Here is a 24,705-nt window from a genome sequence, read left to right on the forward strand (position 1 = left end):
ACTCGCCGCCTGTTCGCATCGACGGACCATACGCATGGAATCGCTGGCCAACCCCGAAATCTGGATCGCCCTCGCCACCCTCACCGCGCTGGAGCTGGTGCTGGGCATCGACAACATCATCTTCATCTCGATCCTGTCGGGCAAACTGCCGGCGCACCAGCGCGACCGGGCGCGCCGGCTCGGCATCGCGCTGGCGGCGATCACCCGGCTGGCGCTGCTGTTCGCGATCTCCTGGATCGTCGGCCTGACGGCGCCGCTGTTCGAGCTGTTCGGGCAGGCGTTCTCGTGGCGTGACCTGATCCTGGTCGGCGGCGGCCTGTTCCTGATCGGCAAGGCGACGCACGAGATCCACCAGAAGCTGGAGGGCGCGTCCGAGGAAGTGCGTCCCGGCGGCGGTGCTTCGTTCCTGGGCGTGATCGTGCAGATCATGCTGCTCGACGTGGTGTTCTCGCTCGACTCGATCATCACCGCCGTCGGCATGGTCGACGAACGCTGGGTGATGGTGGCGGCGATCCTGATATCGATCGCCTTCATGATCGGGTTCGCCAGGCCGATCGGCGACTTCGTCGAGCGCCATCCCACGGTCAAGGTGCTCGCGTTGAGCTTCCTGATCATGATCGGACTGGTGCTGATCGCGGACGGTTTCGGCCAGCACATTCCCAAGGGCTACATCTACGCGGCGATGGCGTTCTCGGTCTTCGTCGAGTCCATCAACATGTGGATCCGCAAGCGCAGCGCGAAGGTGAAGCCGGTGGACCTGCACGAGCGCTACGTCGAAGCGCCCGGACGCGATCGATCCGGCGGCTGACGCCGCGCGCTCGTGCCGGGAAAAGAAAAGGTGCGGCTCGGGGGCCGCGCCTTTCGGATGTGGGCCCGGGACGGATCAGGCCGCCGCGGCGAAGCCCTCGCGGGTCAGGTTTTCGGGGGCGTCCCCGGTGCAGACCACGTCGTCCTCGATGCGGATGCCGCCATAGGGCCTGAACGTCTCGACCCGGTTCCAGTCCACCGCGTCGCCATGGCCGTTCTTCCTCACCTCGTCGAGCAGCATGTCGATGAAGTAGATGCCGGGCTCGATGGTGACGACCATGCCCGGTTCCAGCACCCGGGTCAGCCGCAGGTACGGATGGCCGGCCGGCTTGTCGATGGTGCCGCCGCCGTCGCTGGCGGCGAAGCCGGCCACGTCGTGCACCTGCAGGCCGATGCCGTGACCGATGCCGTGCGGAAAGAACGCACTGCTGACGCCGGTTTCCAGCGCCGCTTCCGGCGACATCCTCAGCACGCCGAACTCCCTGAGGATACCGGCCAGGGCGAGATGGGCATCGAGGTGGATCCGCTTGTAGTCGGTGCCGGCGCGGACCTGGTCGCACATCTTCAGCTGCGCGGCGTCGACCGCCTCGATCATCGCCTGGAATTCGCCCGCGGTGTCGGCGGCATGGGTGCGGGTGATGTCGCAGGCATAGCCGCCATGGCTGGCGCCGGCGTCGATGAGGAAGCTGCGGGAATCTTGCGGCGGCAGCCGGCCCAACTCGGTGTAGTGCAACACCGCGCCATGCTCGTTGAGGGCGACGATGTTGCCGTACGGCAGCTCGTTGGCGTCCTGTCGTGCGGCCTGGCAGTAGGCCAGGTGGATGCCGAACTCGCTGGCGCCGGCGCGGAACGCGCGCTCGGCCGCATGGTGGCCGCGCACGCCGCGCAGGGTCGCCTCGCGCATCATGGCCACCTCGTAAGGCGTCTTGAACGCACGGTGGTAATGCAGGTAGTCGACCACGGCCGCCGGATTGTCCGGCACGTAGTCGCCCAGCGCGCTCTGCGGCTCGCCGACGATCGCGCAGCGTGCCACCGGCTGCGGCAGGTGCTGCAGAGCCTCTTCTGCGGTGCGGATGATCCTGACGTCGAAGTGCTCGACCCAGTAGCCGCCGGGCGCTTCCGGCACCACGTGCCAGTAGTCGAACGGCTGCAGATAGACGAGCGTGGGCCGCCGGCCCGGGGTGAACACCAGCCAGCTGCCCGGATTGCGGGTCAGCGGGGCCCAGGCCTTGAAGTGCGGGTTGACCGCGTACGGATAGTCGCGATCGTCGAAGGCCTGGTAGTGCAGGGTGCCGCTGGGTACGACCAGATGATCGAATCCACCCCGCTCCAGTGCCGCGGTCGCGCGCTGCTCGAGTACGTCGAGGTGCTGTCGGTATAAGATCGCAGGGGCTGTCGCGGACATCGGGAGACACTCGTGGGAACGTCAAAGGATTTTGACGGATTCTCATCGATCGCGCAGGCCCCGCCGGGCGGAAAGCCGTGGCGGCGGTCGAGCGCGTGGCTGCCCAGCCTGGTCGCGCTGGTGCTGGGCATGCTGCCGACGCTGTGGGTGTCCAACCTGCAGCAGAAGCGTATGCAGGCCGAGCAGGACGCGGCATTCGACGGCATCGTCGAGCGCAGCCATTCGGGCCTGCTGACGCAACTGCACACCTGCGGACTGCTGATGCGTTCGATGCAGACGCTGTTCCTTGCCTCCGATTCGGTCACCGATGCCGAGCTCGACCGCGTCTATGCGAATCTGCGGCCGCAGCGGCACCTGCCGAGCCTGCAGGCGATGGCCTATTCCGAGCTGATCCGGCATGCGGACGGCGATCGCCTCATCACCACGTGGGTGGCGCCAAAGGCGGGCAACCAGCGGCTGCTGGGGCTCGACGTCTCCAGCCAGCCGGCCAATCTGCGCGCGGCGATGCTCTCGCGCGACACCGATGAGACGGCGATGTCGGCGCCGTTCCGGCTGGTACAACTGGACCGGCCGGGAACGCCGGCGGAGGGCGTCACGCTGCGCCTGCCGATCTTTACCCCCGGCGCGCCACCCACCGACGTCCAGCAGCGCCGTCGGCGCACCGTCGGTTCGCTGGCGGTGTCGCTGCAGGTACGCGGCCTGATCACGATGGCGCTGCCTGCCGACACGCTGGAGCGGTTGCATGTGCTGGTCCACGACGTCTCCGGCCCGGAGCCGGCGCTGCTGTTCGACTCGCACCCCGGCCGCCGCTTCCCCGGCGATGATGCGATCGTCGCCCGGCACGCGGACGACGGGCGCGCGGTGCGCAGCGTCGACCTGGAGCACGCCGGCAGGGTGTGGCGCCTGCGCATGGCGCAGCTGGCGCCTCTGCCTGCGGCGTCGGCCTGGCGCGACACCGTGCTGATACCCGGCATCGTCATCAGCGTGCTGCTTGCGCTGCTGGTCGGATCGCTCGCGGGCACGCATCGGCGCGCGCTGGACCTGGGTTGGCAGTTGAGCCGGCGCTACCGCGAGAGCGAGGAGCGCTTTCGCGCGCTCAACGAGCTGCTGCCCGCGCTGGTGGTGCTGTCGGACGCGCACAGCGGGCGGATCCGCTACGCCAACCAGGCGGCCCGCGACCGGTTGGGCGCGAAGGTGGGCGAGCGCACCCTGCAGGACCTGTTCGAGGACGCCGGACTGAGGACACAGCTGGCGGCGGAGGATTCGCCTGGCTGCCAGGGGGTGGAGGCGATGCTGCGCACCGGCGAGGCGCGCCACTTCTGGGCCAGCGTGTCGATCACACCGGTCGACCTGGAAGGCCGGCGGATGAGGCTGATGGTCGCCACCGACATCTCCGAGCAGCGCCAGCTCACTGAACTGCTGTCGTACCAGGCCAGCCACGACACCCTGACCGAGCTGTTCAACCGGCGCGAGTTCGAGCGTCGCCTCGACCGCATCCGCGCCGAGGTCGCGGAAGGCGGTCCGGCGGGCGCGCTGTTCTACATCGACCTCGATCAGTTCAAGCTGATCAACGACACCTCCGGCCATATCGCCGGCGACCAGCTGCTGGCGCAACTGGCGATGGTGATGCGCGAGCAACTGCGCGCCGAGGACGTGCTGGCCCGGCTGGGCGGCGACGAGTTCGGCGTACTGGTGGCCGACGTGCACGACCGTGCCGGTGCCGAGGAGATCGGCGAACGCCTGCGTCGCCACATCGACGGTTACGTGTTCGTCTGGGAGCAGCGCTCCTACACCATCACCGCCAGCATCGGCGTGGTGATGATCGAGCAGGCCGGCACCTCGCTCGACGACCTGCTGGCCCACGCCGACACCGCCTGCTACATCGCCAAGGAGAGCGGCCGCAACCGCGTGCATTTCTATTCGGCGCTGGACGACGACGCGACCCGCCGGCAAAGCGAGATGGAGTGGGCGAACCGGCTTCGCTGGGCGGTCGACGAGCACCTGCTGCTGCTCAAGTACCAGGAGGTCTGGCCGCTGGCGGCGCCACGCGACGGCCGGCCGCGGATCGAAGTGCTGCTGCGGTTCCGCGGCGACGACGGCCGCCAGGTGGTCCCCGGCGCGTTCCTGCCGGCGGCCGAGCGTTACGGACTGATGCCGATGATCGACCGCTGGGTGATCGAGACGGTGATCGCCAATTTCGACCGCCTGCATCCGAGCGGGGCGGACCTGGCGATGGCCACGGTCAATCTGTCGGGGGCGAGCATCGAGGATGGCTCCCTGGCCGACTACATCCTGGTCCTGCTGGAGCGCCACCAGGTCGACGCCTCGCGTGTCTGCTTCGAGATCACCGAAACGGTGGCGGTGCGCAACCTGTCGCAGGTGGCGCGGCTGATCGAGCGCCTGCGCGAGGTCGGCTGTTCGTTCGCGCTCGACGATTTCGGCGCCGGGATGTCCTCGTTCGGATATCTGAAGAATCTGCCGGTCGACATCATCAAGATCGACGGCAGCTTCATACGCGACATGCTGATCGACCCGATGAGCGAGGCGATCGTGCGCGCGGTCAGCGACATCGGCCACCGGCGCGGGCTGAAGGTGGTGGCCGAGTGGGTCAACGATCCGCGCGTCACCGAGGCCCTGGTCGCGATGGGCGTCGACTATGGCCAGGGCTATGCGCTGCACCAGCCCGAGTACGTGACCTTCCACCGCGCGGCCGTGCGGACGTGAGCGGGAGGCTCCCGCTGCCGCGGTTCCGGCGACTCAGCGGGAGCGGCGCCGGCGGTTCGCCAGCAGCCAGTCGCGCAACTGGTGCAGCTGGCTGTCGAGCAGGGTGATGAAGCGGAACCCGGCCCAGGTCTGCCCCGGCGCGCTGGCGCGGTCCTGCCAGAGCAGGTGGACGCCGGCCTCGATCATGCTCGACGAGCCCTCTCCGAGGCTGAAGCGGAACTGGTAGAGCGCATCGTCGACGAGCGGGGTGTGTGCGATCAGCAGCATTCCCGTCTCGGACAGGTTGCCGATCCGGCCGACGTCGCGGTCGGTCATGCTGTCGGTGACCATCACATTGCCGTGCACGCTCTGGCGCTGCGCACGACGGAATTCCCTGGATCGGCCGGTGGCGGTCAAGGCGTGGCTCCCTGCAGTTGGTCCGGCATGCCGGCGAAGTTGCGCAAGGCGTTGAGGGCGGCGTGCCAGGCGCGGTCGATCAGCCGGCCGCGGTCGGCGGTGACCACCCGGACCTGGTTCTGCGCCATCAGCCGCGACACGTGGTCGAGCGATTGCTCGTCGACGCGTTGGCCGCGCTGGTTGACGAACAGCATGCGGTCGGTGACGGTGCTGAACCACGCGATCCTGCGGCGGACGACGTCGCCCTGCTGGTTCAGCACGAATTCCATCCAGGTACCGAACGGCAGCGTGCGCAGGTGCTCGTAGCAGGCCTGTTCGCGCGGGTTGCGCGGCGCCAGCGGCCGGCTCTTCGGAGTGTTGGCCTCGTCGCCCAGCCGCGCGCGCGTCTTGAGCTTCATCGCCAGTTCGGTGCGCGAGGCCGGGTCGGCATCGCGGCCGGTGCCGTCGTCGCGGCCGGAGGTCAGGTGGCGGGCGATCTGGGCCGCTTCCTCCTCGTGATAGCCGACCTGGGCCAGGGCGTGCTCGACCTGCCGGTCCAGGCCCTCGGGCGAGGCCTGGCTGCCGATGCCCGTAGCCGCCAGCAACGTGGTCATCTCCGCGTAATGGCGCCACTCCTGCGAGTCCTCGCCGTGGCGGAGCAGCGTCAGGGTCAGCACGTCGGCCCAGGCCTGGTCTAGCAGCTTGCGCAGGAACCGCGGCAGGTCGCGACCCGCCAGCGCCTGTTCGATCGTCTCGCCGGAGCGGCGCCGGGCCACCACCAGTTTTTCCTTGCCGCGTGCGGCCTCGACGTGGCGGCGCTCGCTCAGCTCGGCCTTGCGGGCCATCAGCTGCAGGTGGTGCTGCAGAGGCCGGTTGGCGGCCTCGAAGACCTCGGCGTCGCCCTGGTAGTTCTGCACCACGTGGTCGACCGCCTCGCGCAGCTGCCGCTCCAGCCGCGGATCGTCTTCGTCATCGCCCAGCCACTTCGCGCCGGCCTCGGCGATCGCGCCGAGCAGTTGGCGCGCCGGGTGATGGGCGCGGACGAAGAACGCACGGTCGAGCAGGGCCAGGCGCAGCAGAGGCACCTGCAGGCGTTCGAGCAGGCTGCTGCTGAGCGTGCCTTCGCGCAGCTCCCGGCCGATCTCGGTGTAGAGCAGGCCAAGCAGCTCGAAGGTGTCCTCGTCCTCGCTCGACAGGCGCATCGCCTGGCCGTGCTGCTGGCGGCTCTGCGCCAGCAGGGCCTGCTTGAGATCGGCAATGGTGCGCGGGCGCTGCGGCGAATCGGCGGGAGCGAGGTTCTGCTGCGCACCCAGCGCCGCGACCACGTCGGGCGTCTTCAGCGGTACCTGGTCGCGCGTGTCCGGGGCCTTGCGGAGCTTGCCCAGGGTCTCGCGACGGCCGGCCAGCAGCGCCTGCAACGCCGACAGCGCGACGTTCTCGTCCTCGACGGTGGCGTCGTCGCCGTTCTCGCCCCACCAGCGGGTATGCGGACGCTCCGGAAACGGCCGTGTCCCGTCGTCCCCGGTCCGCCCGCGGGGCGCGGACGCGTCGCGGGCGGCTCCGTGCGCGGTCGCCTCGCCATGCTCGCGTCCATCGTGCCCCTTTCCGTCATGTTCCCGTCCGCCGTGCGCGGTTCCGGCGTCCTCGTCGCCGTCCTGCGCGGTGGGCCGGGTGCGCAACGGCACGTACGACAGGCCCGGCAGGATGTTCTCGCGCGCCAGCAGCGCGTTCATCGCCTCGACCAGCTGCGCGTACCCGCTCATCGCGTGGGCGTTGAAGCTCTGGAACAGCAACAGCCGTGAATCCTGCTCCAACTGCAGCACCTCGCTGGCGTCGGCCAGCAGCCGGCACAGCCGGTGCGGTCCCACCGGCAGGTGTTCGGCGTCGAAGGCCGGGGCGCCGGCAAGCACGCCGAAACGCTGGCCCAGCAGCAGCAGTGGCAGACCGGCCCGCGACTCGTGCCGGGAGGCGATGCTGGTCAGCACGCTGGCCTCGCTGACTTCGGCATCGTCGACCAGGCGCAGCTCGTCATGGACGACCGGCTCCTCCACGCCTGATGGTCCGGTCGCCGGCTCGCGGATCGCCGCCAGCCCGGTCTCCAGGCCGGCCATGAAACGGGGCGTCAGCGCCGCGCGATGCAGGCGCACCTTGCGCAGGGTTTCGAAATAGCCGGACTGCAGGGCAGGATTGCGGGCCTGTTCGGCGAGCCTGAACAGCTGCTGCTCGAAGTCCGACAGCATGCTTTCGAGCTGCCGGCCGAAGTTGTCCGAGGCCAGCGCATACAGGCGCTCGAGTGCGGCCCGGACGCGTCGCGGCAGATCCGCCGAAGCCAGATTCCTGTTGCGGAGCGGGATGGTGTTGGGATCCAATCTGGCAGACATACCCTGGTTGCCCCGGCCGACAGGATGGCGTGATGCAGGATGGCGGCAGCCCACGGGTCGGCGCGGCCCTCGGCCAGGGGCCTGCCATCGATTCCCCAGAGGATTGCGCCGAGCCTGAATGTGTGAACGCCAGATGGAAGCATGCTCGGCCAGGATTGGCAAAGCCTGCAGCGGGGTCGGTGCCAACCGGGCGCCACCGGTTGCGGCGCGATCCCAACCGGATCAAGGGTTTGCGGCAGCGGGCTGCCATGCCCTGGCTGCTCCGGATGCCGCAGCCGGACTGGCGGCCAGCGGTACGGGGGAGCCGGGCCTGCGTGCGTGCGGCTGCGACGCCCGACGTGGCTTCGGCAAGCGGGTCGTTGCTGAGGCGCTTGGTCTGGCCGGTCGGCCGCCACAGGGCCGATGGAGCGATGTCCGGACGGCGATCATCGACCGTTGCCGACGGATCCGGCCCACGCCGCGGGACTGCCGAGGAGCGACGAGGGACGCTAGAGGAACAGTGCTATCACGTCGTTGGTGAAGCGTCGACCCAGCTCGGTCGGGCGCAGGCGATTGCCGTCCTGCTCCAGCCAGCCGCGCTCGACCGCGGTTTCCAACTGTGGACGGATGTCGTCGGCTGCCAGGCCGGTGCGGGCGATGAATTCGCCGAGCCGGAAGCCGTCGACCAGGCGCAGCGCGTTGAGCATGTATTCGAACGCACGCCGTTCGGGCGTCACCGGATCGTCGCCGCCGATTGCCGCATCCGTGCCGGCATCGGCGATGTAGCGGGCCGGATGTTTCTGTTTCCAGCGGCGCAGGATGATGCCGCCCGGATCCTGCGCCGCGTCGGAATCGACGCGGTCCCCGGAGGCGGCCAGGGTCTCGGCCGGGCCGGCGCTGCGCGCATGGGCATCGAAGATGCGCGCGGAAGGCACGTCGTCGACTGCGGGCAGCGTTATCTTGCCGTGGGCGCCGGCGCCGATCCCCAGGTAGTCGCCGTAGTGCCAGTAGTTGAGGTTGTGCGCGCAGCGGCGGCCATCGCGTGCATACGCGCTGACCTCGTACTGTGCGTAGCCGGCGTCGGCGAGCAGGGCCTGGCAATGCTCCTGCATCTCCCAGCTGTGGTCCTCGTCGGGAATGCCCGACGGCGGCCGCGCCGCGAATACCGTGTTCGGCTCCAGGGTCAGCTGGTAGTGGCTGATGTGCGCCGGCCGGAGGGCGAAGGCACGCTCCAGGTCGCGCTCGGCCATCGCCAGGGTCTGCTCCGGCAGCGCATACATCAGGTCGAGGTTGAGGTTGTCGAGGCCGGCGTCCTGGGCCAGCTTCACTGCCGCTTCCGCCTCGCGGCTGTCGTGGATGCGGCCGAGCCGCCGCAGGCTGCCGTCGTCGAAACTCTGGATGCCGAAGCTCAGCCGGTTGATCCCCGCTTCGCGGTACAGCTCGAAGCGACCGTGCTCGGCGGTGCCGGGGTTGGTCTCCAGGGTGACCTCGCAGCCGGGCACGAAGCGCAGCCGCGCGCTGGCCTCCTGCAGGAAGCGGTCGATGGCTTCCGGCGGAAACAGGCTGGGCGTACCGCCGCCGAAGAACACGCTGTGCACGGTGCGGCCCCAGACCAGAGGCAGGTCGTGGTCGAGATCGCGGATCAGCGCGTCGACATAGGCGTCGAACGGCAGCGGGCCGCGCCCCTCGTGCGAGTTGAAATCGCAGTACGGGCACTTGCGGACGCACCAGGGCAGGTGGACGTACAGCGACAGCGGCGGCGGCGACAGGTGCGGCATGCGCCTATTGTAGGAGCGGCGCGAGCCGCGATTCCCGGGCTGCGCCCGGGAATCCCCAAAGTTTGCTGCGCAAACCATGGGCCTCGCCGTTGCGTTGCCACACCTCCGCGCCTGCGGCGCGAATCGCGCCCTGACTCAGGGGGCTGGACCCATGCCGTGGAAGCGGCGTGAGCCGCGATGAGGCTTTCCCATGAACGCCCGGTCGCAGCTCACGCCGCTCCTACAGGTGCGGCAATTGCCGTTGCAGTGCATTCAGCGCCAGGCCGCGATGGCTGATCCGGTTCTTCAGCGCCGGATCGAGTTCGGCCGCGCTGCAGGCATGGCCGTCGGGGCGGAACACCGGGTCGTAGCCGAAGCCGCCATCGCCGCGGGGCGCGTCGAGGATGCGTCCCCGCCAGATGCCCTGCGCGATCAGCGGCTGCGGGTCCTCGGCATGGCGCAGCAGCACGATCACGGCGATGAAATGGGCGTTGCGTTGCGTCTCCGGCACGCCTGCCAGCGCCGTGAGCAGCTTGGCGATGTTGGCCCGGGCATCGCCGTGGCCGCCGGCGTAGCGGGCCGAGTACAGCCCCGGCGCACCGTCGAGCGCATCCACGCACAGCCCCGAGTCGTCGCCCAGCGCCGGCAGACCGGTCGCGGCCGCGGCGTGGCGCGCCTTGAGCAAGGCGTTCTCGACGAAGCTCAGCCCGGTTTCCTCGGCATCGCCGACCCCCAGCTGGCCCTGGGTGACGAATTTGATCCTGCCGTCGCCGCCGAGCAACTCGCGGAATTCGCGCAGCTTGCCGGCGTTGCTGCTGGCGATCACCCAGCGCGATGCGGCCGGACGGGGCGGGGTCGGTCTCATGGCTTCGGTTCCAGCAGGTCCCAGCGGTTGCCGTACAGGTCCTCGAACACGGCGACCGTGCCGTAGGCCTCCTCGCGCGGCGCTTCAAGGAAGCGTACGCCCTTGTGGGTCATCGCCGCGAAATCGCGCTGGAAGTCGTCGGTGTACAGGAAGTAGCCGACGCGACCGCCGTGCTGGTCGCCGACGACGGCCTGCTGGCGCGGATTGTCGGCGCGCGCCAGCAGCAGGCTGAACCGCGGATCGCTACCGGGCGCCATGCGTACCCAGCGCTTGCCGCCGCCCTGGTCGGTGTCCTCGATCAGGGCGAACCCCAGCGCATCGCGGTACCAGGCGATCGCCTCATCGTAGTCGTGCACCAGCAGTGCGATCGATGCGATGTGCCGCCTCACCCGGCCAGCGCCTCGCGCTGCAATCCGATCAGTGTCGCGATCCCGTCCTGCGCCAGCGCGGTCATCGCGTCGAGTTCCTCACGCCGGAATGCGTGGCCCTCGGCGGTGCCCTGCAGCTCGATGAAGCCGCCGCCGTCGTTCATCACCACGTTCATGTCGGTGTCGCAGTCGCTGTCCTCGGCATAGTCGAGGTCGAGCACCGGCACCCCCTTCCATATCCCGACCGACACCGCCGCCACGGCGCCGAACACAGGCGTGCGGCCGCCCTTCGGCTTGATCTCTCCGCTCCGAATCAGCTCGTTCACCGCATCGACCAAGGCCACGTAGGCGCCGGTGATCGCCGCGGTGCGGGTGCCGCCGTCGGCCTGCAGCACGTCGCAGTCGAGGGTGATCGTGCGTTCGCCCAGCAGCGACCGGTCGACGCAGGCGCGCAGCGATCTGCCGATCAGCCGCTGGATTTCCAGCGTGCGTCCGCCCTGCTTGCCGCGGGCGGCCTCGCGGTCGCTGCGGGTATGGGTCGCGCGCGGCAGCATGCCGTACTCGGCGGTGATCCAGCCCTCGCCCTTGCCGCGCAGGAACGCCGGCACCCGGTTCTCGACGCTGGCCGTGCACAGCACGCGGGTGTCGCCGAAGCTGATCAGCACCGAGCCTTCCGCGTGGCGGGTGTAGCCGCGCTCGATGCGAACCTCGCGCAATTGATCGGGCGCGCGGCCGCTGGGGCGTGCGGGGGCGGGGGAACTCGCGGTCGGATCGGTCATCGGGCACGTGTACGTCGGATCGGAACGCGATTCTATCCGTTCGGCCGCCGGCCCCCGAAATGGCATACTTCACGGCCGCATCGCAGCGCCCAGACCGGCAGGACAACCGCATGATCCGCAGCATGACCGCTTTCGCCAGTGGCGAGCGCGCCACGCCCTGGGGCTCGCTGGCCTGCGAGCTGCGCTCGGTCAATCACCGCTTCCTGGAGATCGGCACGCGCCTGCACGACGATCTGCGGCCGCTCGAGCCGATGCTGCGGGAGCGCGTCGCGGCGCGCCTGTCGCGCGGCAAGCTCGACCTGACGCTGCGCCTGCGCATGCCGGAAGGCGAGGGTGCGCTGAGAGTCGATCCGACCCGCCTGCGCGAACTGAGCGAGCTCGCGCTGGACCTGTCCTCGCGCTTTCCCGGCCTGCATACCGAGTTCGCCCAGCTGCTGCAGCTGCCCGGCGTGCTGCAGGCGCCGGCGGCCGATCCGGCGGCATTGCAGGGCGAAGCGCTGGCGCTGCTGGACGAGGTGCTCGACGAATTCGTCGCCTCACGCGAGCGCGAGGGCGCCAAGCTGGCCGCTTTCATCGGCGAGCGGCTGGACGGGATCGGGACGCATGTCGAGACCCTGCGGGAACTGATGCCGGTGATCCGCGACGCCCAGAGGCAGAAGCTCCAGGCCCGTCTCGCCGACCTGTCGCAGCCGCTGGAGCCGGGCCGACTTGAGCAGGAGCTGGTGATCTGGCTGCAGAAGCTCGACGTCGACGAGGAGCTCGACCGCCTCAGTGCGCACGTCGGCGAGGCGCGACGCGTGCTGAAGCTGCGCGAGGCGGTCGGCCGTCGGCTCGACTTCCTGCTTCAGGAGTTCAACCGCGAGGCGAACACGCTGGGTTCCAAGTCGGTGGACGCGCGCAGCTCGGCCGCGGCGGTCGAGCTGAAGGTGCTGATCGACCAGATCCGCGAGCAGACCCAGAACATCGAGTGAGCCGCCCTATGCGTGGAACCCTGTTCATCGTCGCCGCCCCTTCCGGGGCCGGAAAATCCAGCATCGTCAACGCGGTGCTCGCGCGCGACCCGAACATCTGCCTGTCGATCTCGTTCACCTCGCGCAAGCCGCGTCCGGGCGAGCGCCACGCCGAGCACTACCACTTCGTCAGCGAGGCGGAGTTCGAGCGGATGGTGGAAGCGGGCGACTTCTTCGAGCATGCGCGCGTGCACGGCGACTGGAAGGGCACCGCACGGCAGTCGGTGGAGCCGCAGCTGGCGGCCGGCCGCGACGTGCTGCTGGAGATCGACTGGCAGGGCGCACGCCAGGTTCGCAGGCAGGTGCCCGGCGCGATCAGCGTGTTCATCCTGCCGCCGTCGCGCGCCGCGCTCGAGCAGCGGATGCGCAACCGCGGTCAGGACAGCGAGGCGGTGATCGCCCAGCGGCTGGCGGCGGCGCGCGAGGAAATGTCCCACTACGGCGAGTTCGACTACGTGATCGTCAACGAGCATTTCGCGGTGGCAGTGGACGAGATGTGCGCGGTGTTCACCGCCAGCCGGCTGCGCCGCGAGATGCAGATCGCACGCCACGGCAAGCTGATCAGCGCCCTGCTGGAGCCGCCCGGAGCCGGGGGCTGACGGGTCGTCGGCGACGCATGTTGTGCCGTTTCCGGAACCACGGGCCGGATCTGCCCACGGCAGATCCGGCACCCGTCCACCCGCAGCCGTTGCGGATGGTGTCGGCGGACCGGGATGGCGGACGGCTAACTGACTGATTTCCAAGGGTGGGCTTGCCTCTGCAGGAGGTAGACGGCTACACTGGCCGGCCCACCAAGCCTGCATGACGGCCCAGCGCCGCCAGGAGCCCCATGGCACGCATCACCGTAGAAGATTGTCTGGAAGTGGTCGACAACCGCTTCGAACTGGTCATGATGGCCGCCAAGCGCGCGCGCCAGCTGGCCAACAACGTCGAGCCGATGATCGACAACAGCGAGTCCAACGACAAACCGACCGTGCTCGCGCTGCGCGAGATCGCCGCCCGCGAGGTCGACGCCGAGTACATCGAGGCGGTCGAGAAGGCCGAGCGCGAGCGCAAGGAGCGCGAGGCGCTGGAGTGGGCCGCCGCCGAGGTGGTCGCCGACGAGGACATGTCCAAGAACGACGACTGAGCGCCGGTTCCGGTTCGCGCCGGATCCTTCCCAGTCGCCGCCCGGCCTGCAAGGCCGGCAGGCGTCCGCGGCCCCGCCCAGGCGGGGCCGTCGTGTTTCTGCGGCAGTGCCTCCCACGGTCCCACCCATGGTCTGCGGTACCCGCGGCCGTGGGCGCATCCGTACGGCCCGGCCGCACGGACCCGTCGGCGATGGCGATGAACGGCGGGCGAACGCGGCAGCCGGATGGCCGTTCCGCACCGTGACGACGGCCTTGCCTCCGATGGCGGAGCGCGCGGCCGTGGGGTTCCCGCCCTGGACGCGAGTGCTCCGGCGGGCGGCCCGCGAGCGCCTGATCTGCCGCGGCAAGTGCGGCGAGGCGTCGGCCCGACGAGCTGCCGGACGCACGGGATGTGCGTCCTTCGACACCCTGCTAGATTGCCCATATGTCCGCACATCCCGCCACGCCCGGCTCCACCCGCACTCCGGCCAGGTCCGCTCCGGCCGCGGGGGCTGCCTTGCTGGACGGGGTCGACGGCTCGCTGCCCGATTACGTGCAGGAGCTCGAGCGTGCCGCCAGTTACCTTGACGACTCGCAGCGCCAGCAGCTGCGTCGCGCGTGGACGGTGGGGGCCTCGGCGCACGCCGGACAGACCCGCAAGTCCGGCGAGCCCTACATCACCCACCCGGTGGCGGTCGCGCGGGTGCTGGCCGAGCAGGGGCTCGACGTCGAGACCCTGATCGCGGCGATCCTGCACGACACCATCGAGGACACCCCGGTCACCCGTGAATGCCTGGCGGAGGAGTTCGGCGAGACCGTCGCCGAGCTGGTGGACGGCGTCACCAAGCTGGACAAGCTGCAGTTCCGCGACCGCGCCGAGGCGACCGCGGAGAGCTTCCGCAAGATGCTGCTGGCGATGTCGCGCGATCTGCGGGTGATCCTGATCAAGCTCGCCGACCGCCTGCACAACATGCGTACGCTCGGTGCGCAGAGCGCGGAGGCGCGCCAGCGCATCGCCCGCGAGACGCTGGAGATCTACGCGCCGATCGCCCAGCGCCTGGGCATGAACCTGATCAAGGCCGAATTGCAGGACCTGGGCTTCCGCGCGCTGCATCCGTGGCGCCACGCGGTGATCGAGAAGCGCATCCGCACCCAGCCGGTGGTCCGTCGCGAGGCGCTGGTGCAGATCGAGGCCAACCTCGCGCAGCGGCTGGCCAAGGAAAAGCTGCAGCACCGCCTGATCAGCCGGGTGAAGTCGCCGTGGAGCATCTACACCAAGATGCGCGCCGAGCATAAGAGCTTCACCCAGGTGATGGACGTGTTCGGTTTCCGCATCGTGGTGCGTTCGGTACCCGACTGCTACCACGCGCTGGGCGTCGTGCACGCGACCTACAAGCCGCTCGACGCGCGTTTCCGCGACTTCATCGCGATCCCGAAGGCGAACGGCTACCAGTCGCTGCATACCGTGCTGTTCGGTCCCTACGGTTCTCCGGTCGAGGTGCAGATCCGCACCGAGGAGATGGACCTGATCGCCGAGAAGGGCATCGCCGCGCACTGGTCCTACAAGGACGGCGCCGAAGGCCCGAACAGCGCGCAGAGCCGCGCGCACAGCTGGATCACCGGGCTGGTCGAGTCGCAGCATGCGACCGGCTCGTCGCTGGAGTTCCTGGAGAACGTCAAGGTCGACCTGTTCCCGGACGAGGTCTATCTGTTCACGCCCAAGGGCGACATCATGTCGCTGCCGCGCAACTCCACCGCACTGGACTTCGCCTATGCGGTACACACCGACGTCGGCAACCAGGCGGTGGCGGCGCGCGTCGACGGCAAGCTGTCGCCGTTGCGGACCCGGCTGGGCAGCGGTCAGCGGGTCGAGATCATCACCGCCCGGTCGTCCACGCCCAAACCCCAGTGGCTGGAGTTCGTGGTCTCGGGCAAGGCGCGCACCGCGATCCGCCAGCAGCTGAAGCAGATCGGCCACGAGGATGCGGTCCAGCTCGGCCATCGCATGCTCGACCGCGCGCTGGAGGGTCTGGACACCTCGCTCGACCGCGTGCCGCAGGTGCGGATCGACACCTACCTCGCCGAACACCGGTTCCCGCGCCTGGAGGCGCTGCTGGCCGAGATCGCGCTCGGCAACCGCATGCCGAGCCAGGTCGCGCAGGCGCTGGCGCGGGAGACGCCGGGCGGGCCGGAGCGGCGCAAGGCGGTGCGTACGCCACGGCCGGACGACAGGATCCTGATCACCGGCGCCGAGCGCGGTGTGATCAGCTTCGCCCACTGCTGCCTGCCGATTCCCGGCGACGAGATCATGGGCTATCACACAGCCGGCAAGGGCGTGGTCGTGCACCGGATGGATTGCCCGAACGTGGCCGAGTACCGCAAGTCGCCCGATCGCTGGGTCCCGATCGGCTGGGATCGCGAGGTGTCCGGCGACTTCGCCGCCGCGCTCAAGATCGAGGTCGACAACCGTCCGGGCGCGCTGGCGCAGGTGGCCGCCGCGGTGGCCGACGCGGAGTCGAACATCGACCGCGTCGAATACCTGGAACGCGACACCAATGTCGCGGTGATGAAATTCTCGATCGAAGTCGCCGACCGTCGCCACCTGGCCGACGTGATCCGGCGCGTGCGCCGGCTGCAGGTGGTGCTGGGCGTGCAGCGGATCTGATCCGATCCGTGCCGGTGTTGGCGACGGCTGCCGCTCGAGGCAGCTGCGGGGTTCCGCGACGATCGCCGGCCGCCGGCTCGACTAGACTTGCAGGCCCCGTCCAAGGAGTCGATGCATGAGTCGCCAGATCATCCATACCGAGAACGCCCCGGCCGCGATCGGTCCGTATTCGCAGGCCGTCCGCGCCGGCAACACCGTCTACCTGTCGGGCCAGATCCCGCTGGATCCGGCGACGGGCGAGATCGTGTCCGGCGACATCAGCGCGCAGGCACGGCGGGCGTTCGAGAATCTCAGTGCGGTCTGCGAGGCGGCTGGTGGCTCGCTGGCGCAGGTGGTGCGGCTCGGCCTGTACGTCACCGACCTGGGCGACTTCGCTGCGGTGAACGCGGTGATGGGCGAGTTCTTCCAGGCGCCGTACCCGGCACGGTCGACCATCGAAGTGGCCGGATTGCCGAAGGGCGCGGCCTTCGAGGTCGACGCGATCCTGGTGCTGTAGGAGCGGCGTGGGCTGCGATTCCCGGGCTGCGCCCGGGAATCCGCAAAGTTTGCTGCGGGCCCCGCCGTTGCGCTTCCACACCCCCTTTCGCGCTGCGCGCGGATCGCCCTGATTCAGGGGGGGGCGCCATGGTGTAGGGACGGCGTGAGCCGCGACGAGGCTTCCCCGTGAAGGCCCGATTGCGGCTGATACCGCTCCTGCGGGGGCATTCACGTTCCGCCCCGCGGGCGGGATACGCTCCGCTCAGCCTGAATGCATCCGCATCTCGCGCGGGGCGATGCCGGTCCAGCGTTTGAACGCGCGGCGGAACTCGCGCGCATCGCGGAAGCCGACCGCCGCGCCGACCTCGGAGATGCGCACGCCGGGCCTGCGCAGCAGCGCTTCGGCGGTCTCGCGCCGGACCCGGTCGTGGATCGCCTTGTAGCTGGTGCGGGCGTCGTGCAGGTGCCGGCGCAACGTGCGTTCGGTCAGATGCAGTTCGGCGGCGATGTCGACCAGTCGGGGGCTGTCGGCCAGCTGCAGCCGCAGCAGCCGTTCGACCGCACTGACGATCTCGTCGACCGGTCGCTCGGCCGGCATCTGCTCACGGCATAGCGCCAGCACATGGGCGGCGCTGGCCGGGTTGTGCGCCGGCATCGCCGCCTGCAGCCAGCGCCGCGCGATCACGACCCGGTTGACGCCGGCGTCGAACGTGACCTCGCAGTCGAACACACGCATGTACGCATCGGCATGGACCGGCGCCGGATAGGCAAGTTCGACGCGCAACGGCCTGAAGTCCGGACCGAGCAGGCCGCGGCACAGCATCAGACAGCTCGAGAACAACTCCTCGCACAGGAACGGCTCGATGTCGGCTTCCCGCGTCCGCATCCGCGCCGAGACCGCGACACTGTCGCCGTCATCCGCAGCGCGGGACGGTTCGAGCTGCAGCTCCATCATCGCGCCGGTGACCGGTGCATAGCGGATGCCGATTCGCAGCGCCTCGCCGAAGTTCTCCGCGGTCAGCATCGCCAGCCCGAGCAGGCCGAAGTGGCCGATGTCCTGGCGCTGGCCGAGCACCAGGCCGTGGCCTTCGCCGGGCAGGCTTTGCAGCGCGCGGCGGACGATCTCGCAGGCCTGGCGGTAGGACAGGTAGACCGGCGGCTCGGCGTCGAACTGCGAACGCTGCAGGCGCAGGCCGGCAAACCAGCCCTCGCAGGGCACGCCGAGCTCGTCGGCGCGCGCGATCAGGCCGCCGACGATTCCGCTCTTGATGTTGGCGACGTGGAGCGCGGCAGTGTCCGGAAGATCGTTCGCTGGCATACGCTGGCCTGGTGTTGTATCCCGCAAGTAACTCAGCAAGTCCGCGTGGTCTTCGGTCCCCTGCCGGCGTCGCTCGTCGCCATGCGCCTGCCGTGCCGCCCCTTCGCGCCGGCCCGGAACCGGATCCAGGGCGCGATCCCGTCAAGCCCTTTGCGTGGCCCCACGCCAGCTTGTCCGCTTTGCCCCCCATTCTATGCCGGGTTTGCCCTCACGCCCGTGCCGGTCGTCATTGGAGACTGTGATGACAGCCGGATGGCACCGACAGGGGCAGCGATGAGGGGTATCTCGATGGCGTACAGGACCAGGAGCCGGATGCATGGCGGGGACTCGGCAGGATGCGGGCGGGCGCATGGCGTCATGCTGGCCACCGTCGTGGCGATCGCGCTGGCGGCATGCGGCGACACCGGTTCGGACCATGTGCCGACCGCGAGCGTGGCCGAGGGCGATGCCGCCTTCGCACAGACACTGCGCGAGCGCCTGCTCGATGCCAGGCCTGGCGACGTGATCGAGGTGCCGCCGGGCCGCTACAGCTTCGATCGCAGCCTGAGCCTGCGCGTCGACGACGTGACCCTGCGCGGCGCCGGCCACGACCGCAGCGTGCTCAGCTTCAAGGGCCAGAAGGCCGGCGCCGAAGGGCTGTTGGTCAACGCCAGCCGCTTCACCATCGAGAACCTGGCGATCGAGGACGCCCGGGGCGATGGCCTGAAGATCAACGAGGGCGAGCACATCACCATCCGTGGCGTGCGGGTCGAGTGGACCGGCGGTCCGGATACCGGCAACGGCGGCTACGGGATCTACCCGGTGAAGACCCGCAACGTGCTGGTCGAGGACTCGATCGCGATCGGTGCGTCGGACGCCGGCATCTACGTCGGCCAGTCGCGCGACGTGATCGTGCGCAACAACCGTGCCGAGTACAACGTCGCCGGCATCGAGATCGAGAACACGGTAAACGCCGACGTCCACGACAACGTCGCCACGAACAACACCGGCGGCATCCTGGTGTTCAACATGCCGGCGCTGGAGCAGCCGGGCGGCAATATCCGCGTGTTCCGCAACCAGGTGGTCGCCAACAACACCGCCAATTTCGGAGCCAAGGGCACGCCGGTGGCGAGCGTGCCGGCCGGAAGCGGCCTGGTGATCAACTCCAACGACGACGTCGAGATCTTCGACAACGACATCAAGGACAACAGAACCGCGAACATCATCGTCTCCAGCGTCTATTCGACCGGCTACAAGGACGACAGCCGCTCGGAGAGCTTCGATCCGTATCCCGAACGCATCTTCGTGCACGGCAACCGGCTGTCCGGTGGCGGCGATGCCCCGGACGGCCTCGATCTGAAGGCGCTGAAGCTGGCGGTGTACGGGCTGGGCGGCCGCTTCCCGGACGTACTCTGGGACGGCTACTTCAATGCGGGGCGTGAAGATGGCCCGCAGATCTGCCTGCACGACGTGTCGGGCGTGATCAACGCCGACGGGCCGGGCGGCTACAAGAGCCCGAGCCGGGACACCGCGGCCTTCGACTGCCGCCTGCCGTCGCTGCCCGAGGTGGATCTGCAGCGTGGCTGACGCGGCGTGGATCCGTGCGGTGGCCAAGCCGGCACCGGTGGCCTGGCTGCGTATGTTGTTGCTGGCATGCGCACTGGCGGCCGCCGCGGCGTGCAGGCCGGTCTCCGAACCGGTGCGCTTCCACGCCGAAGGACAGCCGGCGACGCTGGCCGAATGGAACCTGTTCGTGTTCGAGGACGGGGTGATGACGCCCGGTGCGGGCGTCGTCCCCTACGATCTGAACACACCGCTGTTCTCCGACTACGCGCACAAGCTGCGCACGGTGTGGATGCCCGACGGCAAGACCGCACGCTATGACGACGAGGCGACGTTCGAGTTCCCGGTCGGCACGATCATCAGCAAGACCTTCTATTATCCGCGGTTGGCGGGCGAGCCGGCGGACAGCGACGCGGTGCTGCGCAGCCAGGGCGGCGAGGGCGCCCTGCCGGGCGGACGGCTGGAACTGGACAAGGTGCGCCTGATCGAGACCCGGCTGCTGGTTCGCCGCGAGTCCGGCTGGATCGCGCTGCCGTATGTATGGAACCGCGAACAGACCCAGGCACAACTGATGCGCAGCGGTGAACTGGTGCCGCTGACCCTGGTCGAGGCGGGCGCCGGCGACCGCGAACAGGCGACCTACCAGGTGCCGGACCAGAACCAGTGCGCCGGCTGCCACGGCACCGACATCCGCAGCAAGACGCTGCAGCCGATCGGCCCGAAGGCGCGGCATCTCAATCGCGACTTCGACTACCGCGGCGCCGATGGCGCGGTCGTGCACGGGAACCAGTTGCAGCACTGGCAGTCGCTAGGCTATCTGCAGGGGATGCCGGCCGGCGACGGGCTGCCACGCATCGCCGACTGGCGCGACGAGGGCGAAAGCGTGGAGGCGCGGGCACGCGCCTACCTCGACATCAACTGCGCGCACTGCCACAGTCCGGACGGACCCGGCAACACCTCGGGCCTGTGGCTGGGCAGCAGCGTCGACGAGCCGCTGCGGCTCGGCCGCTGCAAGCTGCCGATCGCAGCCGGGCATGGCACCGGCAACCGTCGCTACGGGATCGTGCCCGGGCATCCGGAGCGCTCGATCCTGACCTATCGCATGATCAGCAAAGATCCCGGGGTGATGATGCCCGAGCTCGGTCGCAGCGTCGTCCATCGCGAGGGCGTCGCGCTGATCGAGGCGTGGATCGCGGCCCAGCAGGGCACCTGCGGAGAGGCGGGATGAATACGGCGTCGCGGCAGGCGCAGCCCTGGCGGCGCGCGTCCGGCATCCGGTGGCGCGAGGGCTGTGCCGGATGGCTCCGCGGGCATCGCCAATCCGCGGACAGGCACCCCGATATCGCGTATTGCTTCACCGGAGGCGGCGAGACATGTATTCACCGCCGGCAGCACGCTTCACAGGATCTGTAGAGCGGCGTAAGCCGCGAAGAAGTTTTCCCGAGAGAACCAATCGCGGCTCACGCCGCTCCTACCACCAGCAGGTCAATCGCAAGCACATCCACCGCAATCATCGAGTAGGGGAGTACTCATGACCGTTCGCAAGCATCCCTTGAGCCTGCGCGTACGCCAGGCCCTGTTCGGCAGCCTCGCGGCCGGCGCCGCATCCGTGGCCTTCGCCGCGCCGCAGGACGACGGCGCAGGCACCGGTCCCGACGCGACCACGCTCGACGCGATCACGGTCACCGCGCAGAGTCGCGAACAGGAGCTGCAGGACGTGCCGATCGCGCTGCAGGTGGTCAACGAACGGCTGCTCGACGACGTCGCCGCCGAGGACCTGGGCGACATCGACTCCTTCGTTCCCGGCCTGGTCGTCGACAGCCAGCAACCGACCCAGCCCAGCTTCCAGTTGCGCGGCATCAGCACCGACGACTTCGGCATCGGCACCGATCCGGCGGTCGGCGTCTACGTCGACGGCGTCTACGCCGGCCGTGGCGGTGGCGTGCTGCTGCCGTTCACCGACGTCGAGCGGATCGAGGTGCTGAAGGGGCCGCAGGGCACCCTGTTCGGCCGCAACACCGCCGCCGGAGCGATCTCGATCATCACCCACCGTCCGGGGCCGGAGACCGAAGCGCGGGCCAGGCTGCGCCTGGCGGAGGACGGCAAGCAGTACCTGGAGGGCATGGCCAACATCCCGGTCGGCGAGCAGTCGGCGTTCCGCCTCAACGGCCTGTTCAACCACGCCGACGGCTGGCTGCAGGATGCGAACACCGGCGAGGACCTCGCGCCGGAGAACAACTGGGCGACGCGCGCCGCGTTCAGCACCCGCCTGGGCGACAACACCACCGCCTGGATCAGCTGGGACCACGAGAGCCTGGACCAGCTGGGCCAGGCCACGATCGGGATCGTGCCGCTGCCGCCGGCACCGGGACTGATCCCGCTGCCGGTCGACGAGACCGCCTACCTGGACCCGCGCAGGACCCCGGCCACCGTCGACGCCGACGGCAACGAGGAGTCGCGGCGCTTCGACGGCGCGACCCTGATCGTCGATCACGCATTCGAGTGGGGCAACCTGACCTCGACCACCGCCTGGCACGACTACGACTCGGTCAACCGGGTCGAAGAGGACGGCACCGACCGCCGCTATCTCTATGTCGACTCGACCAACACCGAGAGCAACCGCAACTACTACCAGGAGTTCCGTTTCAGCGGCACCACCGGCGCGCTGGACTGGGTGGCGGGCGCCAGCTACTTCAAGGAGAGCGCCGACCAGACCAGCGAGGTCAATGCATACTCGGATTCGGTCGACACCATCGTGCGCAATCTCGGGATGGCACCGACGCCGGATGGAACACTGTTCGGTTTCGTTACCCAGGTGATGCAGGCCAACGGCATTCCGCTCAGCCTGCTCGGCCACCAGTGGAACGAGAAGTTCGTCAACGATCTCGATACCAAGGCCTACGCGCTGTATGGCGACGTGATCTGGCATGTCAACGATCGCCTGAACCTGACCTTCGGTCTGCGCTACACCCGCGACGAGAAGGAGTTCAGCTGGTTCAACGATCTGCGCGATGCCCCCACGCTGGACGCGACCCTCGATCAGATGGAGGCCCTGGGCATCTTCGGCCTGCTTGGCCTGCCGCGCGAGGCCTTCGTCTTCGACATCGCCTTCATCGACCCGCCGGCGATGCTGAACAAGGGCGCGACGAACCGCGCGTCGAAGTCCTGGGACGATCTCAGCCCGCGCTTCGTCGTCGACTACCACTTCAGCGACGGGCTGATGGGCTTCGCCTCGTTGGCCAAGGGCTACAAGGCCGGCGGCTTCAACGCGCTGCAGATCGGCAGCGAGTTCGACAACGAGGACGTGTGGAACTTCGAGGCCGGCATCAAGCATGCGCTGCCGGACTACCGGCTGCAGTACAACGCGTCGGCCTACTACTACGTCTACGCCAACCGCCAGGCGGTGCGCCTGGACAGCACCACCACGATCCCGCGCTTCGTCGTCGATACCTCCGACCTGGAGGCCTGGGGCGTGGACTTCGATGCGCGCTGGCAGGCGACCGATGCGCTGTCGTTCGACCTCAATGCCGCCTTCATCGATTCCACCTACAAGGACTACGTGACCCCGGAGGGAATCGACGTCAGCGGCCAGGCCACCGGCACGCCGTACTGGTCGGTCGCCGGCGGCATGAGCTATCTCTGGCAACTGGACGACGCCGGCGACCTGCGCCTGTCGCTGCGCCACGCCTATCGCGGCAGGACGCGCTGCAGCGATGAATCGCAGTCGCAGAACACCTGCGGGACGAGCCCGGCGCTGCAGCTGGGCGAGGCGCAGGAGCGCACCGACGTCCGCCTCGGCTGGACCTCGGCCAGCGGCCGCCTCGGCCTGGCGGTCTACGGCACCAACGTGTTCGACAACCAGTACGTGACCGCCCTTGGCACCTACGGCAAGACCGTGCTCGGCACCGTCGGCGCACGGATGAGCCAGCCGCGCAGCTGGGGGCTGGAATTCAGCGTGAACTACTGACGCAGACCTCTTGAACGGCGCGGCGGCGCCCGCGGTAACGGCGACCGCCGTTCGCACCACCGCTTGCTCCTTGCCCCGGCCCTCGTGCCGGGGTTTTTGTTTGCGCGGGTTCCCGGCATGCTTGCGCGATGCCGAAGTCCCGGGACGCCGTCGTCATCGACGCCCAGCAACCGCCATTGACCGCCCTGGCCGGAGTGGGTGCCAAGGTGGCCGAGAAGCTGGCCGTGCGCGGCATCGTCAATCTGCAGGACCTCTGGTTGCACCTGCCGCGCCAGTACGAGGATCGCACCACGATCGTTCCGCTCCGCGCGCTGGTGCCGGGCACCGCCGCCCAGGTCGAGGGCCGGGTCGAGGCGGTCGAGCGCGGTTTCCGCTACCGGCCGACACTGCGGGTGGCGATCGGCGACGACTCGCATGCGACCCTGGTGCTGCGCTTCTTCCACTTCCGGGCCGCCCAGGTCGCGCAGTTCCAGCCCGGTGCGCGGGTGCGTTGCTACGGGACGCCGCGACCCGGTCAGCATGGCCTGGAGATCGTGCATCCGAGCTACCGGATCCTGCCCGAACACGCCGATGATGAACTGGGCGAGCGGCTGGATCCCGTCTATCCCGCGATCGAAGGCATCGGTCCGGCGTCGCTGCGGCGGCTGATCGGACTGGCGCTGGACCGGTTGCCGGACGAGGCCAGTCTGGAACTGCTCCCGGCAGCGCTGCGCGACGAGCTGCGTCTGCCGTCGCTGCGCGAAGCGCTGCTGACCGTGCACCGGCCGCCAGCGGACGCCGACATCGGCGCGCTGCTGGCCGGCAACCATCCGGCGCAGCGGCGGCTGGTGCTGGAGGAACTGCTCGCCCACCACCTCAGCCTGCGCCGGCAACGGCTCGCGCAGCAGGCGCACGCCGCACCGGTGCTGAAGAAGACCGCGCTGGCCAGGCGCCTGCAGGCGGCACTGCCGTTCCGCCTCACCGGCGCGCAGCAACGGGTATTCGAACAGATCCGCCGCGACCTCGCCCAGCCGCGGCCGATGCTGCGCCTGGTCCAGGGCGACGTCGGTTCCGGCAAGACCGTGGTCGCCGCGCTGGCGGCGATGCTGGCGGTGGATGCGGGCAGGCAGGCGGCATTGATGGCGCCGACCGAGCTGCTGGCCGAGCAGCATCTGAACAACCTGCGTGCGTGGCTGGA

At 69.3% G+C, this 24,705-nt stretch carries 19 protein-coding genes; 11 read left to right on the forward strand and 8 right to left on the reverse strand.

Annotated elements, in window-relative coordinates:
• Positions 1–34 precede the first annotated feature (34 nt).
• The gene (locus L3V18_RS18920; RefSeq protein ID WP_237056993.1) at positions 35–808 is read left to right on the forward strand and encodes a TerC family protein; all 774 of its coding nucleotides are present in this window, start codon (positions 35–37) and stop codon (positions 806–808) included.
• 75 nt (positions 809–883) lie between these two features.
• On the opposite strand, the gene pepQ is transcribed toward L3V18_RS18920, so the two are convergent.
• A complete protein-coding gene (gene pepQ / locus L3V18_RS18925; protein ID WP_237056995.1) occupies positions 884–2,212 on the reverse strand; it encodes a Xaa-Pro dipeptidase in 1,329 nt (442 codons plus the stop codon).
• 12 nt (positions 2,213–2,224) lie between these two features.
• On the opposite strand from pepQ, the gene L3V18_RS18930 reads away from it, so the two are divergent.
• Positions 2,225–4,936 (forward strand): bifunctional diguanylate cyclase/phosphodiesterase, encoded by a 2,712-nt coding sequence (locus tag L3V18_RS18930; RefSeq protein ID WP_237056997.1) that lies wholly within the window; start codon positions 2,225–2,227, stop codon positions 4,934–4,936.
• Between the two features lie 33 nt (positions 4,937–4,969).
• On the opposite strand, the gene L3V18_RS18935 is transcribed toward L3V18_RS18930, so the two are convergent.
• The 6 genes from L3V18_RS18935 to rph all read right to left on the reverse strand — a co-directional run bounded on the left by L3V18_RS18935 (position 4,970) and on the right by rph (position 11,440).
• Complete coding sequence (locus tag L3V18_RS18935; RefSeq protein WP_237057026.1) at positions 4,970–5,266, reverse strand: PilZ domain-containing protein; 297 nt, start codon at positions 5,264–5,266, stop codon at positions 4,970–4,972.
• A 62-nt stretch (positions 5,267–5,328) separates the two neighbouring features.
• Positions 5,329–7,692 carry a DUF1631 family protein gene (locus L3V18_RS18940; protein WP_237056999.1) on the reverse strand — a complete coding sequence of 788 codons (2,364 nt, stop codon included), beginning with the start codon at positions 7,690–7,692 and terminating at the stop codon, positions 5,329–5,331.
• A gap of 488 nt (positions 7,693–8,180) precedes the next feature.
• On the reverse strand, positions 8,181–9,449 hold the full coding sequence (gene hemW, locus L3V18_RS18945; protein ID WP_237057001.1) for a radical SAM family heme chaperone HemW: 1,269 nt from the start codon (positions 9,447–9,449) through the stop codon (positions 8,181–8,183).
• Positions 9,450–9,669: 220 nt separating this feature from the next.
• Positions 9,670–10,293 (reverse strand): RdgB/HAM1 family non-canonical purine NTP pyrophosphatase, encoded by a 624-nt coding sequence (gene rdgB / locus L3V18_RS18950; RefSeq protein ID WP_237057003.1) that lies wholly within the window; start codon positions 10,291–10,293, stop codon positions 9,670–9,672.
• Positions 10,290–10,682, reverse strand: coding sequence for a VOC family protein (locus tag L3V18_RS18955; RefSeq protein ID WP_237057005.1), 393 nt, complete (start codon positions 10,680–10,682; stop codon positions 10,290–10,292). The genes rdgB and L3V18_RS18955 overlap by 4 nt, the downstream gene beginning before the upstream one ends.
• The gene (gene rph / locus L3V18_RS18960) at positions 10,679–11,440 is read right to left on the reverse strand and encodes a ribonuclease PH (RefSeq protein WP_237057006.1); all 762 of its coding nucleotides are present in this window, start codon (positions 11,438–11,440) and stop codon (positions 10,679–10,681) included. Before rph ends, L3V18_RS18955 begins: the two co-directional genes overlap by 4 nt.
• A 110-nt stretch (positions 11,441–11,550) precedes the next feature.
• Between rph and L3V18_RS18965 the strand changes: the two genes are divergently transcribed.
• From L3V18_RS18965 to L3V18_RS18985, 5 genes are all read left to right on the forward strand, one after another.
• Positions 11,551–12,411 carry a YicC/YloC family endoribonuclease gene (locus tag L3V18_RS18965; protein ID WP_237057007.1) on the forward strand — a complete coding sequence of 287 codons (861 nt, stop codon included), beginning with the start codon at positions 11,551–11,553 and terminating at the stop codon, positions 12,409–12,411.
• Positions 12,412–12,419: 8 nt separating this feature from the next.
• Complete coding sequence (gmk, locus tag L3V18_RS18970; RefSeq protein ID WP_237057008.1) at positions 12,420–13,049, forward strand: guanylate kinase; 630 nt, start codon at positions 12,420–12,422, stop codon at positions 13,047–13,049.
• A 230-nt stretch (positions 13,050–13,279) separates the two neighbouring features.
• Complete coding sequence (gene rpoZ / locus L3V18_RS18975) at positions 13,280–13,579, forward strand: DNA-directed RNA polymerase subunit omega (protein ID WP_237057009.1); 300 nt, start codon at positions 13,280–13,282, stop codon at positions 13,577–13,579.
• 425 nt (positions 13,580–14,004) lie between these two features.
• Positions 14,005–16,224, forward strand: coding sequence for a RelA/SpoT family protein (locus tag L3V18_RS18980; protein WP_237057010.1), 2,220 nt, complete (start codon positions 14,005–14,007; stop codon positions 16,222–16,224).
• 115 nt (positions 16,225–16,339) lie between these two features.
• A complete protein-coding gene (locus tag L3V18_RS18985; protein ID WP_237057011.1) occupies positions 16,340–16,720 on the forward strand; it encodes a RidA family protein in 381 nt (126 codons plus the stop codon).
• 243 nt (positions 16,721–16,963) lie between these two features.
• Here the strand turns inward: L3V18_RS18985 and L3V18_RS18990 are convergent, their stop codons facing one another.
• On the reverse strand, positions 16,964–18,019 hold the full coding sequence (locus tag L3V18_RS18990) for an AraC family transcriptional regulator (protein ID WP_237057013.1): 1,056 nt from the start codon (positions 18,017–18,019) through the stop codon (positions 16,964–16,966).
• A gap of 357 nt (positions 18,020–18,376) precedes the next feature.
• Between L3V18_RS18990 and L3V18_RS18995 the strand changes: the two genes are divergently transcribed.
• The 4 genes from L3V18_RS18995 to L3V18_RS19010 all read left to right on the forward strand — a co-directional run.
• Positions 18,377–19,585: a parallel beta-helix domain-containing protein gene (locus tag L3V18_RS18995; protein ID WP_237057015.1), complete on the forward strand. Its 1,209-nt coding sequence runs from the start codon at positions 18,377–18,379 to the stop codon at positions 19,583–19,585.
• Complete coding sequence (locus tag L3V18_RS19000) at positions 19,578–20,789, forward strand: SO2930 family diheme c-type cytochrome (protein ID WP_237057017.1); 1,212 nt, start codon at positions 19,578–19,580, stop codon at positions 20,787–20,789. The genes L3V18_RS18995 and L3V18_RS19000 overlap by 8 nt, the downstream gene beginning before the upstream one ends.
• Before the next feature lie 303 nt (positions 20,790–21,092).
• Positions 21,093–23,528 carry a TonB-dependent receptor gene (locus tag L3V18_RS19005; RefSeq protein WP_237057020.1) on the forward strand — a complete coding sequence of 812 codons (2,436 nt, stop codon included), beginning with the start codon at positions 21,093–21,095 and terminating at the stop codon, positions 23,526–23,528.
• Positions 23,529–23,656: 128 nt separating this feature from the next.
• Positions 23,657–24,705 (forward strand): DEAD/DEAH box helicase (locus L3V18_RS19010; protein WP_237057022.1); only part of this gene is annotated, 1,049 nt, incomplete at its 3' end.

This window comes from Marilutibacter chinensis (assembly GCF_021725675.1).
Lineage (GTDB): Bacteria > Pseudomonadota > Gammaproteobacteria > Xanthomonadales > Xanthomonadaceae > Marilutibacter > Marilutibacter chinensis.

What these genes read in the sequence shown, in the direction of transcription:
- rdgB (WP_237057003.1), bottom strand. Translation starts at nt 10,293, where the DNA reads ATGAGACCGACCCCGCCCCGTCCGGCCGCATCGCGCTGGGTGATCGCC.
- L3V18_RS18965 (WP_237057007.1), top strand. Translation starts at nt 11,551, where the DNA reads ATGATCCGCAGCATGACCGCTTTCGCCAGTGGCGAGCGCGCCACGCCC.
- gmk (WP_237057008.1), top strand. Translation starts at nt 12,420, where the DNA reads ATGCGTGGAACCCTGTTCATCGTCGCCGCCCCTTCCGGGGCCGGAAAA.
- rpoZ (WP_237057009.1), top strand. Translation starts at nt 13,280, where the DNA reads ATGGCACGCATCACCGTAGAAGATTGTCTGGAAGTGGTCGACAACCGC.
- pepQ (WP_237056995.1), bottom strand. Translation starts at nt 2,212, where the DNA reads ATGTCCGCGACAGCCCCTGCGATCTTATACCGACAGCACCTCGACGTA.
- L3V18_RS18995 (WP_237057015.1), top strand. Translation starts at nt 18,377, where the DNA reads ATGCTGGCCACCGTCGTGGCGATCGCGCTGGCGGCATGCGGCGACACC.
- L3V18_RS18935 (WP_237057026.1), bottom strand. Translation starts at nt 5,266, where the DNA reads ATGGTCACCGACAGCATGACCGACCGCGACGTCGGCCGGATCGGCAAC.
- L3V18_RS18940 (WP_237056999.1), bottom strand. Translation starts at nt 7,692, where the DNA reads ATGTCTGCCAGATTGGATCCCAACACCATCCCGCTCCGCAACAGGAAT.
- L3V18_RS19005 (WP_237057020.1), top strand. Translation starts at nt 21,093, where the DNA reads ATGACCGTTCGCAAGCATCCCTTGAGCCTGCGCGTACGCCAGGCCCTG.
- L3V18_RS18980 (WP_237057010.1), top strand. Translation starts at nt 14,005, where the DNA reads ATGTCCGCACATCCCGCCACGCCCGGCTCCACCCGCACTCCGGCCAGG.
- L3V18_RS18990 (WP_237057013.1), bottom strand. Translation starts at nt 18,019, where the DNA reads ATGCCAGCGAACGATCTTCCGGACACTGCCGCGCTCCACGTCGCCAAC.
- rph (WP_237057006.1), bottom strand. Translation starts at nt 11,440, where the DNA reads ATGACCGATCCGACCGCGAGTTCCCCCGCCCCCGCACGCCCCAGCGGC.
- L3V18_RS18920 (WP_237056993.1), top strand. Translation starts at nt 35, where the DNA reads ATGGAATCGCTGGCCAACCCCGAAATCTGGATCGCCCTCGCCACCCTC.
- L3V18_RS18985 (WP_237057011.1), top strand. Translation starts at nt 16,340, where the DNA reads ATGAGTCGCCAGATCATCCATACCGAGAACGCCCCGGCCGCGATCGGT.
- hemW (WP_237057001.1), bottom strand. Translation starts at nt 9,449, where the DNA reads ATGCCGCACCTGTCGCCGCCGCCGCTGTCGCTGTACGTCCACCTGCCC.